Source organism: Micromonospora sp. bgisy143 (assembly GCF_057708145.1).
In genome coordinates this window covers 144,960-159,693 of record NZ_JBYIRN010000012.1, presented here as the reverse complement: position 1 = coordinate 159,693, position 14,734 = coordinate 144,960, and the positions used below count along the sequence as shown (strand labels likewise).

13 protein-coding genes are annotated in these 14,734 nt (G+C 73.2%); 5 read left to right on the top strand and 8 right to left on the bottom strand.

The window, feature by feature from the left end:
• Nucleotides 1-24: 24 nt before the first annotated feature.
• Nucleotides 25-1,176 (top strand): site-2 protease family protein, encoded by a 1,152-nt coding sequence (locus tag AC3EN4_RS16580; protein ID WP_435206696.1) that lies wholly within the window; start codon nt 25-27, stop codon nt 1,174-1,176.
• 78 nt (nt 1,177-1,254) lie between these two features.
• Here the strand turns inward: AC3EN4_RS16580 and AC3EN4_RS16575 are convergent, their stop codons facing one another.
• Nucleotides 1,255-2,487 carry an FAD-binding protein gene (locus AC3EN4_RS16575; RefSeq protein ID WP_435206711.1) on the bottom strand — a complete coding sequence of 411 codons (1,233 nt, stop codon included), beginning with the start codon at nt 2,485-2,487 and terminating at the stop codon, nt 1,255-1,257.
• 41 nt (nt 2,488-2,528) lie between these two features.
• Entirely contained in the window at nt 2,529-3,221 is a 693-nt protein-coding gene (locus AC3EN4_RS16570) for a hypothetical protein (RefSeq protein ID WP_435206695.1), read from the bottom strand.
• A gap of 180 nt (nt 3,222-3,401) precedes the next feature.
• On the opposite strand from AC3EN4_RS16570, the gene AC3EN4_RS16565 reads away from it, so the two are divergent.
• Entirely contained in the window at nt 3,402-3,824 is a 423-nt protein-coding gene (locus tag AC3EN4_RS16565; RefSeq protein ID WP_435206694.1) for a hypothetical protein, read from the top strand.
• A 4-nt stretch (nt 3,825-3,828) separates the two neighbouring features.
• Here AC3EN4_RS16565 and AC3EN4_RS16560 read toward each other — a convergent pair whose 3' ends face one another.
• The gene (locus AC3EN4_RS16560; protein ID WP_422736333.1) at nt 3,829-4,758 is read right to left on the bottom strand and encodes an LLM class F420-dependent oxidoreductase; all 930 of its coding nucleotides are present in this window, start codon (nt 4,756-4,758) and stop codon (nt 3,829-3,831) included.
• A 97-nt stretch (nt 4,759-4,855) separates the two neighbouring features.
• Between AC3EN4_RS16560 and AC3EN4_RS16555 the strand changes: the two genes are divergently transcribed.
• Nucleotides 4,856-5,167: an ArsR/SmtB family transcription factor gene (locus AC3EN4_RS16555; RefSeq protein ID WP_422736334.1), complete on the top strand. Its 312-nt coding sequence runs from the start codon at nt 4,856-4,858 to the stop codon at nt 5,165-5,167.
• A 1-nt stretch (nt 5,168) separates the two neighbouring features.
• Entirely contained in the window at nt 5,169-5,699 is a 531-nt protein-coding gene (locus AC3EN4_RS16550) for an SRPBCC family protein (protein ID WP_435206693.1), read from the top strand.
• A 4-nt stretch (nt 5,700-5,703) separates the two neighbouring features.
• Here AC3EN4_RS16550 and AC3EN4_RS16545 read toward each other — a convergent pair whose 3' ends face one another.
• Nucleotides 5,704-6,741, bottom strand: coding sequence for a hypothetical protein (locus tag AC3EN4_RS16545; RefSeq protein WP_435206692.1), 1,038 nt, complete (start codon nt 6,739-6,741; stop codon nt 5,704-5,706).
• Nucleotides 6,741-7,010, bottom strand: coding sequence for a hypothetical protein (locus tag AC3EN4_RS16540; RefSeq protein ID WP_234584413.1), 270 nt, complete (start codon nt 7,008-7,010; stop codon nt 6,741-6,743). Before AC3EN4_RS16540 ends, AC3EN4_RS16545 begins: the two co-directional genes overlap by 1 nt.
• A 376-nt stretch (nt 7,011-7,386) precedes the next feature.
• On the opposite strand from AC3EN4_RS16540, the gene AC3EN4_RS16535 reads away from it, so the two are divergent.
• Nucleotides 7,387-10,503, top strand: coding sequence for an amino acid adenylation domain-containing protein (locus tag AC3EN4_RS16535; protein WP_435206691.1), 3,117 nt, complete (start codon nt 7,387-7,389; stop codon nt 10,501-10,503).
• Here the strand turns inward: AC3EN4_RS16535 and AC3EN4_RS16530 are convergent.
• Genes AC3EN4_RS16530 through AC3EN4_RS16520 form a run of 3 tightly spaced genes read right to left on the bottom strand, consistent with a single transcriptional unit; the run spans nt 10,490 to nt 14,732 of the window.
• Nucleotides 10,490-11,527: a GntG family PLP-dependent aldolase gene (locus AC3EN4_RS16530; protein WP_435206690.1), complete on the bottom strand. Its 1,038-nt coding sequence runs from the start codon at nt 11,525-11,527 to the stop codon at nt 10,490-10,492. The two genes, AC3EN4_RS16535 and AC3EN4_RS16530, sit on opposite strands and share 14 nt — an antisense overlap.
• Nucleotides 11,524-13,797, bottom strand: a complete 2,274-nt coding sequence (locus AC3EN4_RS16525) for a pyridoxal-phosphate dependent enzyme (protein WP_435206689.1) — start codon at nt 13,795-13,797, stop codon at nt 11,524-11,526. The genes AC3EN4_RS16530 and AC3EN4_RS16525 overlap by 4 nt, the downstream gene beginning before the upstream one ends.
• Nucleotides 13,797-14,732: a GHMP family kinase ATP-binding protein gene (locus tag AC3EN4_RS16520; protein ID WP_435206688.1), complete on the bottom strand. Its 936-nt coding sequence runs from the start codon at nt 14,730-14,732 to the stop codon at nt 13,797-13,799. Before AC3EN4_RS16520 ends, AC3EN4_RS16525 begins: the two co-directional genes overlap by 1 nt.
• Between the last annotated feature and the right edge of the window lie 2 nt (nt 14,733-14,734).

The window sequence follows — 14,734 nt, the reverse complement described above, 5'->3', positions numbered from 1 at the left end:
GCTGACCGTGGGTATGAGCCCGGGATGAGGGCGAGTTTCCGGATCGGTCGGATCGCGGGGGTGCCGGTCGGCGTCAACTGGAGCGTGCTGGTCATCTTCGCGCTGATCGCGTGGGGACTGGCCGCCAACCAGTTTCCCCGCTCGTACCCGGACCGCTCGCCCGTGGCGTACACCCTCGCCGGCCTGGCCGCGGCGGTGGTCTTCTTCGTCGGCCTGCTCGCCCACGAGGTGTCGCACGCCGTGGTGGCCAAGCGCAACGGGCTGACCGTCGACGGGATCACGCTGTGGTTGTTCGGTGGGGTCGCCGAGTTGAAGGGCGAGCCGCGCGACCCCGGCGCGGAGTTGCGCATCGCGGGCGTCGGACCGCTGGTCAGTCTGCTGCTCGGGGCGTTCTTCGGCGTCATCGCGCTGCTGTTCGCGCTGGCCGGGCAGGGTGGGCTGCTCTTCGGCGCGATCGCCTGGCTGGCCGGTATCAACGTGCTGCTGGCGGTCTTCAACGTGCTGCCGGCCGCGCCGCTGGACGGTGGCCGGCTGCTGCGCGCCGCGGTATGGAAGGCCACCGGCGACCGGACCCGGGCGTCCGTGGTCGCCGCCCGGGCCGGCTGGGTGCTCGGCGTACTGCTCATCGGCCTCGGGTTGTGGCAGTTCCTGTCCGGCATCGGCTTCGGCGGCCTGTGGTTGGCGCTGATCGGCTGGTTCCTGATCGGTGCCGCCGGGGTGGAGGAACGGCAGGCCCGGACCGGTACCGCGTTGCGCGGTATCCGGGTCGCCGACGTGATGACACCACAGCCGCAGACCGCGTCGGCGGACATGACGGTCGCCGACTTCGTCGACCACTACCTTTTCGCGTACCGGCACTCGGCGCTGCCGCTGACCGAGCAGGGGCGACCGACCGGCCTCGTCACCGTGGACCGGGTGCGGGGCGTACCGGCCGACCGGCGGGCGTCGACCACCCTCGCGGAGGTGGCCTGCCGGGCGGACGAGCTGGTGCTGGCCCAGCCGGGTGAACAGCTCAACGACCTGCTCCCCCGGCTCAGCGAGTGCGCCGACGGCCGCGCCCTGGTGGTCGGCGACGACGGCCACCTGACGGGCATTGTCTCCCCCAGCGACATCGCCCGAGCCGTCCAACGCAACACCCTGCGCACCGAGGCGGCTTCCCGCTCCTCCTCCCGCTGATCATGAAGTTATTGCGCCGACACGCCGAGCCGGAAGGCAATAGCTTCATGATCACCGGGCGAATGGGGCCCAGGCCGGTCAGCGGGGGAAGTAGTGGTTCAGCTGGTCGGTGTGGAACTTGGCGGCCGGATCTAGCTCCCTCAGTAGGGCGGTGAAGTCGGCGTACCTCGGGTAGCGGGCGGCCAGCTCGGAGGGGTCGGTGACGAAGACCTTCCCCCAGTGCGGGCGCGGGTCGAACGGGGCCAGTCGCGCCTCCACCTCGGCCAGCACGGGCAGCACCGCGTCGGTGTCGTCCACCCAGGTGAAGTGGACGACGAAGCTGTCCCGCCGGTGGTTCGGGCTGAGCCACAGCTCGTCGGCGGCCACCGTCCGCAGCTCGCACACGTGCAGGACGGGGGCGATCAGGTGCGCCACGTCGGCCAGCGCGGCGAGCGCGTCGGCGGCGGCGGTACGCGGCAGGTGGTACTCGGACTGCAACTCGTCCCCACTGCTCGGGGTGAAGCCGAGCTTGAAGTGCGGCAGGCGCTCGTGCCACGGGCCCGGCTCGCCGAGCTGCGGGGTGCAGTTCTCCGGCGGCATCCCGAGCACCGGGTGCCGGGGCTGGTCGGCGGCGGTGGTGCCGAGCCAGTCCGCCGCCGGCGGCGGCTGGTCCGCGAGCTGCTTGCGCCACACCTCCCGCAGGCGCGGGGTACGCCAGTCGGTGAAGACACTCACGCTGTACGCCGAGTCGAGCGCCTCGTCGAGCGCGGCCGGGTCGAGGTCGAGCCGCACGTACTGGCGCAGTTCGAAGGCCGGCACCAGGTCCAGGGTGACCCGGGTGACCAGGCCGAGTGCGCCGAGCCCCACCACCATCCCGGCGAACGTGTCGTCGTCGCGGTCGATGCGCAGCAGGTCGCCGTCGGCGGTGACCAACTCCAGGCCGGTGACGGCGCTGGCCAGGTTGCCGTGGGTGGGACCGGAGCCGTGGGTGGCGGTGGCCACCGCGCCGGCGACCGAGATGTGCGGCAGCGAGGCCATGTTGGCCAGCGCGTACCCGTGGGGGTGCAGCTGCCGGGCGAGGTCGCCGTAGCGCATCGCGCCGCTCACGGTGACCTGTCCGCGCTCACGGTCCACCTCGACGCTCGGCGGCAGGCCGGCCAGGCTCACCAGGTCGCCATCGGTGTCGCCGAAGCGGTTGAAGGAGTGCCCGGTGCCGAGCGCGCGGATCCGTCGGCTGCCGGCGACGAGGCGGCGCACCTCGTCGAGGGAGGTCGGCCGGTGGAACGCCCGGGCCGCGTACCGGACGTTGCCGGCCCAGTTGCGGCGCGGCACCTCGGGAGCTGCGGTCGACGTGGCGTTCGGTCCCGGGGTGGTCACGTGGCGGTCTCCCGATCGGTGGACTGCTGGTCGCTCAGAGCGGCGAGGAGGGCGTCCAGAACGGTATCCGTCTGGTAGGTGCTGTAACCACGGTTGGCGATCGGCAGGCCCGCCCGGGTGGCCTTCTCGATCTCGCCCCGGGCCGCCTGCCGGGCCGCCGCGTCGCCGGAGAGCAGGGCGTCCTGGCCGCGCCGGAGCAACCGGTCGACCCCGTCCATGGCGTAGCCGCGCAGGCCGACCGTGAGGTCCGGAACGGCGAAGGCGGCGCGCCGCCGGGCGAGCAGGTCGACGAACCGTTCTCCGGCGTGCCGGTTGAGCGCTTCGGACACCTGCTCGGGCCGCTCGCGGACCTGGTCGAGGACGAGCAGTTCGATGGCCGGCCGGCCGTCGAGCGGGTGCCGGGCGGTCACCAGCTCACGCGGCAGCGCCTGCACGGGCACCAGCAGCAGCCTCGGCGGCGTCGGGTAACCGTCCCGGCGGGGCGGCTCGTCGAGGACCACCGTGTCGACCTCGGCCCAGCGGAACTCCCGGCGCAGGCCGGGCCGCCGGATGCTCAGCCCGTCCGCGTGGATGCCGAACCGGAACGGTCGCAACGCGCTGACCAGCGCCACCGCGCCGAGCGCGATGGCACCCACCGCGATGATCGTCCGTAGCAGGGCGCGGTCGCTGGGATAGACCAAGAGGATCACCCCACCGAGTACGCAGGCCAGGGCGAGCGCACGGGCCCCCCGATTCCGGCGCAATTCCACCCGTGGACCCCCGTTTCCTGACCGTGGCGTCGGTCCCGACATCTTCCGCCACACCGGGCACCGAGGACACCCGACAATCGGGCACGGTTGTTCTCGTCGTCGTCGGGGAACCCTACGCCCATGAGCAGCTACCGTGATCCGGCCCCGCGCGGCGACGTCTTCCCGTCCGAGGAGGAGTTGGACCCGACCGGCAGCGCGGTCGAGCCGGCCAGCGCGCCGCCGGACGTCCGGATGCCGAGCCACCCGGCACCCACGCCCGGTCCCCGGCCGACGCCCGCTCCCGCTCCCGCGCCGACGCCCGTACCGTCGCCCGGGCCGCCGCCCCGCGAGCCCGGCGGCGGGTCGCGGTCGATCGTGACGCGGCATCTGGACGGGTCGGTCGAGATCGTCACCGACCTCGACGGTGACGGCGTCGCCGACGTCGTGCAGATCGACGTGGACGGTGACGGCGTACCGGACATCACCTATGTGGACAGCGACCGGGACGGCCGGTTGGACACCGTGCTGCGCGAGCCGGACCGGCCCGCGCAGCACCGCGCCTGACGACTCACAGGTTCGCCAGCACCTCGCTCGCCACCAGGTCGAGGTGGTCGAGGTCGGCCAGGTCCAGCACCTGGAGGTAGATCCGCTGGCTGCCGATCTTGGCGTACCGGTCGATGGTGTTCAACACCTCGTCGGGCGTGCCGGCCAGACCGTTGGCCCGCAGTTCGTCCGGGTCGCGGCCGATGGCGGCGGCCCGGCGAGCCACCTCGGCGTCGTTCCGCCCGCAGCAGAGCACCAGCGCGTTGGACCAGACCAGCTCCGCCGGGTCCCGGCCGATCTCGGCGCACGCCGCGCGGACGCGGTCGAACTGCGCCGCCGAGTCCGCCGCCGACGCGAACGGCAGGTTGAACTCGTCGGCGTAGCGGGCGGCCAGCCGGGGCGTGCGCTTCGGACCCATTCCGCCGAGCAGGATCGGCGGGCGGGGCTGCTGCACCGGCTTGGGCAGGGCCGGCGAGTCGCTGACCGGGTAGTACCGGCCCGGGTGGCTGAACAGCTCCCCCGCCGGCGTGGACCAGAGGCCGGTGATGACCGCGAGCTGCTCCTCCAGCCGATCGAACCGCTCGCCGAGGGCCGGGAACGGGATGCCGTAGGCGGTGTGCTCGTCGCCGTACCAGCCGGTGCCGATGCCCAGCTCCACCCGACCGCCGCTCATCTGGTCGACCTGCGCCACGGTGATCGCCAGCGGGCCGGGCAGCCGGAACGTGGCGGCGGTCATCAGCGTGCCGAGTCGGATGCGGCTGGTGTCCCGGGCCAGACCAGCGAGGGTGGTCCACGCGTCGGTGGGGCCGGGGTCGCCGCTCACCGAGCCCATCTTGAGGTAGTGGTCGGAGCGGAAGAACGCGCCGAAGCCGGCGTCCTCGGCGCGCCGGGCCACCGCGAGCAGTTGGTCGTACGTGGCGCCCTGCTGGGGTTCGGTGAAGATCCGCAGTTCCATGCTCCGAGCATAGATAGCGGCCTGAGGTGCCGCTCCGGGACGGCGGCCACAGTCGTATGCCTTGACAGACATATGACTGTCCAGGCATATTGGGCGGGTGTCCACCGACGCGTTCACCGTGCTCGCCGAGCCCACCCGACGCCGGATCCTCGACGCGCTCCGCGAGCGCGACCAGAGCGTGAACGAGCTGGTCCACGGGCTCGGCGTCAGCCAGCCGGCCGTCTCCAAACACCTGCGGGTGCTGCGCGAGGCCGGTTTCGTCTCCTGCCGGGTGGCCGCCCGGCAGCGGATCTACCGCCTCGACTCCGGACCGCTGCGGGCGGTCGACGGCTGGCTCGACCCGTACCGCCGGCTGTGGAGCCGGCACCTGGACGCCCTGCAACGGCACCTCGACAGTCAGGAGCAGTGACATGGACCGCGACGCGTTCCGCCCCAGCCCGCCCGGCACGGCGTACACCGAGCACGCCGGCGGCGGCGCAACCCTGGTGTTCGTCCGCGACCTGCGGCACCCGCCCACCGCGGTCTGGGCCGCGCTGACCGACCCGGCCCAGCTCGCGCAGTGGGCGCCGTTCCTCGCCGACCGTGACCTCGGCAGCCCCGGCGCCGCCGTGCTCACCCTGGTCGACGGCGAGACGACCGCCGACCAGACCGCGGTGGTACGCCGCGCCGAGCCACCCCACCTGCTCGAATACACCTGGGGCGACGACCTGCTGCGCTGGGAGCTGACCCCCTCGGGGGACGGCACCCGACTCACCCTGCGTCACACCGTCGCGGACCGGGGCGTGCTGCCGATGGTCGCCGCCGGCTGGCACCTCTGCCTGGACGTGGCCGACCGGCTGCTCGACGGCGATCCGGTCGGCCCCATCCGGGGCGCGGAGGCCAAGGACTTCGGCTGGCCCGAGCTGCGCGACGCGTACGCCGAGCAGTTCGACGCCGAATGACCGGTCAGACGTACGGCCGGGTGGCGTACGCGGTCCGCAGCGCGGCCAACCCGGCCGCCTTCGGCGACAGCGTGCCCCACCCGGAGTTGAAGTAGTTGGTCCGTGCGATCAGGGGCCCACGCTCGGCGTTGAGCTGCGCAATCGCCGCCGGAACGGTGGCGATCCAGGCCGCCTGGTCGGGGATCTCCGCCGACCGCACGCCGTACTCCGCGATGATCACCGGTCGGGACAGCGCCACCGGGCCGAGATCCGCCACCGCCCAGTCCTTGGTTCTGCGGAAGCGGGCCAGCGCGGTCTGGCCGGAGGCGGTCGCGTAGGCGTTCCACTGGAGGTAGTCCAGTCGGGACATCAGCGACTCGGGGTGGGTGCGCTGGTAGCACGCCCGGTCGAAGCCGCCCAGCCCGACCGAGAAGGTGGTGCCGGGGGGCAACGTCCGGGCCTTGAACCAGGTGAGGATGTAGTTCACCGCCTGCACCGCCCGTGCGTCCGACTCGGCCCAGGTGTAGGCCTTGCCGTCCTCCGTGGTGCCGAACTCGTGATCGGTATCCAACTCGGAGGCGATCTGGATGTTCACTCCGAAGCCGAGCAGCCGGTACTGCGCCAGCGCGCGGTGGAACAGCCCGTCACACTGACCTCTGAGGACCTGGCCGTACCCGTACGCCTTCGGCCAGGTCGTCCCGGGTCGCTGCTGGATGGTCATCGACGGCGCCGGGACGGTGTAGTCGGTGACGTCCACCCGGAAGCTCTGCGGCCCGGCGGTGCCGGCGCCGTAGTGCTTCAACTCCAGGACCATGTTCATCTGCACGCCGGCCTTGCCCAGGTCGACCAGCCACGGCCGGTTGTAGCCGGGGAAGATGTAGCCGTCGGCGAAGCTGCGGTACTGGGTCAGCGAACGGAAGTTGCCGCCGGCCATGTCGGCGGTGGGATCGGCCCCGCCGGACAGGTAGTAGCCGCCGAGCACGGGTTGGCGCAGGGTGTAGTCGGCCCCGGTCGTCGCCGTGTTGCCGGCGGCGTCGCGGACCTGGACGGTGACCCGGGGCATCACGCCACCGCCCGGTACACGGCCACGGAGCCGTTGTCGGAGACCCGGGACCAGGTACGCCCGGAGTTGTCGGAGACGGTCACGGTGAGCGGGTCGATGACCGCGGTGACCTTGACCGGCGCGCTGCTGTTGCCCTGCGCGTCGGTGACCACGATGGTGACGGTCAGCGGTTTGGTGTCGGCGTCGGAGTACGTGACGGTCAGCAGCATCTGGTCACCCGGCGCGAAGACGGATGCGTTCAGGGCTGCGGTCGCGGTAGGAGCCGCCATGACAGGGCCTCTCTGCTTTCTCCTCGCCCGGCCGGGCGCGCGGGTGAGCGACGCCGAACCGGGCGGGATCCACGATGCGTGTGGTCGACGGGGCAGGCCGTACGCCTCGTCGGGGCCGGCGGCTGTGCCGGGTCCGTATTGGCGGGGGCCGGGCCGGCGAGGGCGGCACCGGGTACGGACCGTGCTGTCCGTACCGGGCGCACGAGCGGGGATGTGGCCCGACATCCACCGCTCCCTCGCCTGCCCTAAGCGTCCTCTACCAGGGGCTTTACCGTCTTGTCCGGTTAGCGACATAGGCCCGGTGTCGGGGCATGCGTCGGCACCGGAGATAGCCGATCGAAAGCCTGTCGACAGCGGGTTGTGCTCGACTACCCGCGTGCCGCGAGCCGACGACAGGTGCCTGCACGACCTGGTGACCGAGCAGGCCGCCCGGACGCCCGACGCGGTGGCGGTGCTGGCCGATGACGGGGTGTTGCGCTACGCCGAGCTGGTGGCCCGCGCCAACCGGCTCGCCCATCGGCTGCGGGCGCGCGGGGTCGACGTGGACACTCCGGTCGGAGTCGTCGCCGAACGTGGGGTCGACCTGGTCGTCGCGCTGCTCGGGGTCCTGGTCGCCGGCGGCGCGTACGTGCCGCTCGACCCGGATCTGCCCGCCGAACGGCTGGACTACCAGTTCGGCGACGCCGACCCGCCGGTGGTGCTGGCACAACGCCACCTGCTCGACCGGATCCCCGGCGTCGATCCGGCGCGGTGGTGCGTCATCGACGACGAGTCGGCGCAGCGGGAGCCGGACACCCCGCCGGAGCAACGCGCCACCCCGGACAGCCTCGCCTACATCATCTACACGTCCGGCTCCACCGGCCGACCCAAGGGCGTGTGCGTGCCGCACCGCGGCATCGTCAACCGGATCCGCTGGATGCAGGACACCTACCGCCTGCGCGCCGACGACGTGGTGCTGCAGAAGACTCCGTACGGCTTCGACGTGTCGGTGTGGGAGTTCTTCTGGCCGCTGGCCGCCGGTGCCCGGCTGGCGCTGGCACGTCCGGGCGGGCACCGCGACCCCGCCTACCTGGCGGCGACGGTCGTCGAGCGGGGCGTGACCACGCTGCACTTCGTGCCGACGATGCTCGCGCAGTTCCTGGCCGAACCCGATCTGCCCCCCATGCCGACGGTACGCCGGGTGATCTGCAGCGGTGAGGCCCTGCCGGTCGCCCTGGCCCGGGAGGCGACCCGGCTGCTCCCCGGTGACCTGCACAACCTGTACGGCCCCACCGAGGCGTCGGTGGACGTCTCCGCCCACCGGGTCCGAGCGCCGCTGCTCGGGGCGAGCGTGCCGATCGGCGCCCCGATCAGCAACGTCAGCCTGCACGTGCTGGACGACAGCCTGACCCCGACGCCCACCGGCGTCGTTGGCGAGCTGTACATCGGTGGCGTCGGCCTGGCCCGCGGCTACCACCGCCGTCCGGCGCTGACGGCCGAGATGTTCGTGCCCGACCCGGGCGGCTCCGGCCGGCTCTACCGCACCGGAGACCTGGCCCGCCGCCTGCCCGACGGCGAGTTCGACTTCGTGGGCCGCCGCGACGGGCAGGTGAAGATCCGCGGCAACCGCGTCGAGCTGGGCGAGATCGAGCAGACGCTGCTGGCGCACCAGGGCGTCCGCGAGGCGGCGGTGACCGTACGGCAGCTCGCCTCCGGCCATCCGCAGCTCGTCGCGTACGTGGCACCGGAGGACCTGGCCGTGGACGAACTGCGCGCCGGGCTGGCTCGCCGGTTGCCGGACTACATGGTGCCCGCGCTGTTCGTGCGGCTGGACCACCTCCCGGTCACGCCGAGCGGCAAGACCGACCGTCGGGCGCTGCCCGAACCGCCCGACGACGCGTCCGGCCCCGCCGAGGTGCCGGTCGACGAGGTGCCGGCCCGACTGGCCACGCTCTGGTCGCAGGTGCTGGAGCGGGGCCGGGTGGGGCCGCACGACGACTTCTTCGCCCTCGGCGGTGACTCGGTGCTGGCCATGCGGGTAGTGGCGTCGGCGCGTCGGTCCGGGCTCCGGTTGACCACCCGGCACCTGTTCACGTACCCGACGATCGCCGCGCTCGCGCCGCACGTCCAGGTGGCCGGGCCGCCGCCGGAGCTGCGCGACGGTCCCCCGTTCGCGCTCTGTCCGGTCGACCCGGCCCTGCTGGCCGGCCCGCCGGGCGGCCCCGCGCGGCTGGTCGACGCGTACCCGTTGACACCCATGCAGGAGGGCATGCTCTTTCACACCCTGCTCTCCCCCGGCGAGGCGGACTATCTCCAGCAGCACGTCTACCGGCTGACCCGGCCGGTCGACGTGGCCGTGCTGGCCGACGCGTGGCGCGAGGCGGTTCGCCGGCATCCGGCGCTGCGCACGACCGTCCGCTGGGACGACGTCGCCGAGCCGGTGCAACTCGTCCACGAGGGGCACCCACCCGACGTACGGGTGCTCGACGGGCCCGTCGACCTGGGACGGCTCCTGGCCGACGAGCGTCGGGACGGGCTCGATCTGGTCACCGTGCCGCCGGTACGGCTCACCCTCATCCGACGGACGACGGACGCGGTCGACCTCGTGCTCACCTTCCATCATCTGCTGCTCGACGGCTGGAGCCTGGCCGTCCTGCTCGCCGAGGTGCTGGACGGCCGGCGCGAGCCGGTGGCGCCGCTGCGACGGCACCTGCGCTGGCTTGCCGACGCGAACCGGTCGACCGACTACTGGAAGCGGCTGCTCGCCGGCTTCGGGGAGCCCACGGCGTTGCCGCACCCGCCGGTGCCCGCGCCGGGCAGCCCCGCCGCCGCCGACCCGCCCGCCGAGGCCGCGGCGCAGGTGGGACTGCCGGGCACCCGGGTGGCCCGGCTGCCGCTCAGCGACCGGCTGCGGGCCGCGCTGGCCGCCCGCGCCGCCGACGCCGGCGTGACGCCGTACGCGGTGACGCTGGGCGCGTGGGCTCTGGTCCTGGCCGGGCACGCCGACCGCGACGACGTGGTGGTCGGGGTGACGGTCGCCGGCCGGCCCGACGACCTGCCCGGCGCGGAATCGATCGTCGGCCTGCTCATCAACACGGTGCCGCTACGGGTGCGCCTCGACCCCGCCGCACCCTTCGTCGAGACGTTGCGGGCCGTGCAGGACCAGCAGGTCACCAGCCGGGAGTACGAGCACCAGTCGCTGACCGACATCACCCGGGCCGGCGAACTGCCACCGGGCACACCGCTGTTCCACAGCATCGTGGTCTTCCAGAACCACCCACCCCTGCCGGCGGGACTGTCCCCGGTGGACGTGGTCGAGAGCACCGGCTACCCGCTGACCCTGGTGGTGGAGCCGACCCCGGAGCTGGTGCTCCGCCTGCTGATCGAGGGCGACGCGGTGAGCCCGGCCGAGGGCGGGCGGCTGCTGGCCGACCTGCACCGCGTCCTCGACGTCGTGGTGACCCGCCCGGACGCGACGACGGGCGAGGTGCGGGCCGTGCTCAGCCCCGGCTGAGCACCCCGTCGATCACCGTGAGCGCACGGTCGACGTCCGCGCTGGTCACCCCCGAGTGGGTGACCGCCCGGATCCGACCGTGCCCCAACTCGGCCAGGGCCACCCCGGCCGCGTGGGTCTCGGCGAGGAACCGTGTGCGGGTCAGCCGGTGCTCCGGCACCCGGAACATCACGATGTTCGTCTGCACCGACGCCGGATCGACCTCGATCCCGTCGATGACGGCCAACCCGGCGGCGAGCCGGCGGGCGTTCGCGTGGTCCTCGGCGAGCCGGCCGTGCTCGCGGATTGCGATGATGCCGGCCGCCGCGATGACGCCGGCCTGGCGCATCCCGCCGCCGAGCATCTTGCGGAGCCGGCGTACCCGCTCGACGAGGTCGGCGTCGCCGACCACCATCGAGCCGATCGGCGCGCCGAGCCCCTTGGAGAGGCAGAATTGCACCGAGTCCGCGTGCCGGGCGATCTCCGCGACGTCGACACCCGCGCCGACCGCCGCGTTGAAGATCCGGGCGCCGTCGAGGTGCACCGGCACCCCGCGCTCGTCGGCGAACCGGCGGACCTCGGCCAGGTAGGCCATCGGCAGGATCGCCCCTCCGCAGCGGTTCTGCGTGTTCTCCAGGCAGATCAACGCGGGGACGGCGAACTGCGGGTCGTCCGGGTCGTCGGGGAAACCGGCGGCCAGGTCGCTCAGCAGCAGCCGGCCGTCGGGCTGGTTCGGCACCGGCAGGTAGGTCACGCCGCCGCAGACCGACGCGCCGCCGGCCTCGTAGATGTAGATGTCGCTCTCCGTGCCTACCAGCATCGCCGCGCCGCGTGGCGCGTGCGCCATGATCGTCGCCAGGTTGGCCATCGTGCCACTCGGGGTCAGGCACGCCGCCTGTTTGCCCAACGTGGACGCGGCCAGCTCCTCCAGCTCGCGGACGGTCGGGTCCTCGGCGTACACGTCGTCCCCGAGCGGGGCCCGGACCATCGCGTCGCGCATCGCCGGCGTGGGCAGGGTGAAGGTGTCGCTACGCAGTTCAATCACGGCACGTCCACCCGGACCGTGAGCAGGGCACCGGCCTCGGCGAGGGCGGCGAGCACCTGTGCGGCGTCGTCCCCGACGGCGATCAGGTGCCCGACCCGGTCGTACGCGTTCTCCGGTGGTCGCACCCGCGTGCCCGGGGCGGCGGTGATCCGCACCGCCCGTATCCCCGTACAGCGGCCGGCCTGCTCCACCCCGTCCACGCCCGCCAGGATGCCGGCACGGTCGGCGGTCAGGAAGCGGATGCCCGCGTACCCCTTGCTGGTCGGGGTGAGCGTCACCGGCAGGCCGGTCGCCGCCCGCAGTTGCGCGTCGAGCAGTTCCACGCCCGTCGCGGCCCGGATCAGCTCGGGAATCATGCCGCCGGCCGGCCGCGGATTGATCTCGACAAGGGCCGGCCCGGCCGGGGTGAGCCGTACCTCGGTGTGGGTCGCCCCGACGCTCATGCCCACCGCGCCCAACGCCCGGCGGACCAGGTCCGCCACCTCGGCGGCGGCCTCCGGGGGCAGTCCCGCCGGGAACACGTGCTGGCGTTCCACGAAGTACGGCGGCGGATCGACCCACTTGTCGGTGACGCCCAGGCAGTGCTGGGTCTCGCCCGTGCCGAACAGTTCCACGCTCACCTCCGGTCCGTCCAGGTACGCCTCGACGAGCACCCGCCGGGCGGTGGGCAGGCCCCGCACGTTGTGGCGTACGGCGAGGACGCGCTCGGCCTGGGCGAGCGCCTCGGCGACGGTGGCACAGAGCCGGACGCCGTTGGACCCGGAGTCGTCGACCGGCTTCACCACGCACGGCAGGCCCACCTGCTCGACCGCCGCCGCGACCCGATCGGCGAGGGTCGCCTCCGGACTCTCCTCGACGATGGCGTACCCGGGTTGGCGCACCCCGGCGGCGTCCAGCACGGTCCGCAACCGGCCCTTGTCCCGGCAGGTCAGCACCGCGTCGACGGGGTTACCGGGCAGCCCGAGCCAGCCGGTCAGCTCGGCCACCGCCGGGACGAAGAAGTCACTGGTGCTCATCACCCCGGCCACCTCCTCCCGCCGGTAGCGGGCCTGCACGAACGCGCGCAGCGCCGGCACCGACGCGGTGTCGCAGACCAGGACCTGGGCGCCCGTCTCGGCCAGCCCGGCGTAGCGGGTCGGGTCGGCGGTCAGCAGCACGGGATGAAAGCCCAGGTCAGCGGTGCGGCGCAGGGCGAGCATCCCGGTACCTGTGGTGTTGGACTCGACGAAGAGCAGGTGCCGCTGATCGGCCGGCGGGGCGAGGGCCGCCCGCGACCACGAGGTGACCACGGTGTCCGGCTCGACCACGGCCGGCTCGGCGGCCAACGGGAGCGCGGCGACGCCGGTGGCGGCCCAGTACCCGTCGTCGTAGACGGTGTCGGCGTACCGGTCGCCACGGTCGGGGAAGATGCCGACCACCCGCCCACCGGGCGGCGTACGGCGGGCCACGTCGCACAGCACCCGGTAGACCGAGCCGGAAGTGTTGCCGGCGAAGATCTGCTGCTCGCGGGCCAGCTCCCGGGTGGCCACGAACGCCTCGTGGTCGTTGAGCCAGTGCACCTCGTCGATCAGCCGGCGGTCCAGGTTGCCCGGCAGCAGGCTGTTGCCCAGGCCGCTCTGGAGCCGACCGGGCTGGTCCGGCTGGCCGAACAGCATGCTGCCCACGCAGTCCACCCCGACGACCCGCAGCTCGGGCAGGCGGCGGCGCAACGCCCGGGAGCTGCCGCAGAGCGACCCGCCACTGCCCACCGAGCCGACCAGCACGTCGAACGGGCCGAGGTCGGCGAGCAACTCGTCGGCCAGCCAGCGGTACGCGCCGGGGTTGTCCGGGTTGCTGTACTGCTGCGGCCAGAACGCCCCGGGCAGCCCGGCCAGCAGCTCCTGAAGCCGCTCGATCCGGGCGCTCTGCCAGCCGTGCGAGGTCATCGCCGACACCACGTGCACCTCGCAGCCCAGCGCGCGCAGCTTCGCCAGCGTCACCCGGTCGACGCGCGGGTCGGTGACGATGTGCACCGGATGCCCGAGCGAGCGGCCGACCAGGGCCACCCCGAGGGCCATCGTGCCCGACGAACTCTCCACCACCGGGTCGCCGTCGGCGAGCACACCGAGCCGGCGGGCTTCGAGGATCATGGCGCGGGCGACCCGGTCCTTCATCCCGTACAGGTTCTGCGACTCCAGCTTCGCGTACACCTCGACGGCCGGCGAGTCGGGCATCCGCAGCCGGACCAGCGGGGTGTGGCCGATGGCGTCGCGGATCGTGTCGAAGCGCATCAGCCGCCCCCGGAGAGTTCGTCGGCGCCGAGCGACCGGTGCACGGTCACCTGGCCGGGCAGCCCGGCACAGGCCCGGCGCACATGGTCGATCTTCGCGGCGCGCTCCGGGTCGTCCTCGGCGAGCAGGACACCGAGGGCGGTGCCGCTGTGCGCGATGACCAGGCCGTAACCCTCCACCTCACGGCAGAGCCGGTGCACCACGTCGAAGTACCGGCGCGGGCGCAGCTTGCCGTTCAGCTCGGCGCTGCGGGTGGTGACCCGACCCACGGCGGGCAGGTCGCCGGCGCGTACCGCCGCGGTGAGGGCGGTGAGCAGCCGGGCGTACTCCTGCTTGTCGGCGTCGTCGAACGGCTTCGGGATCCGGTTGAAGCGGATCGTGTCGACCGCGCCGCCCTCGTCGTGCGCCACCACGGTGAGCGGGGGCAGAACGCCGATCCGTTCCCGCAGCCGGACCTCCCGGTGGTAGAAGGCGACGATCCCGTCGTACATGACGCCGTCGGAGGGCTCGATCTGACGCAGCAGCGACTCGATGGTGCGCTCGCTCAGCGGCATGCCGAACGCGTCGCCGACCGCCCGGGCGGTGGCCACCAGGTCCGCCGACGAGCTGGCGAAGCCCTTGCCCTCGGCCAGCTCCCCGCCCAGTTCCAGCACGCCCCCGCCGGACAGGCCGAACAGCTCCATGATGGTGGCGGCCAGCCGGGCCGACTTGCGCTTGTGCCCCGGGAAGACCCGGATGTGGTCCAGGTCGTTGGTCGGCCAGAAGGTGGCGGTGGCCCACTGGGCCATCGGGAACGTCACCAGGAAATCCCGGTCCGCCTCGGGCAGGACGCCCTGCAACAGCTCGCCGAAGGTGCCGAACGCCGTGCCGACGCCGAGCCGGCCGGTGGCCGCCAGCAGCGCGTCCGGGTCGGCGGTGCACGCCCCCTCGCCCATGC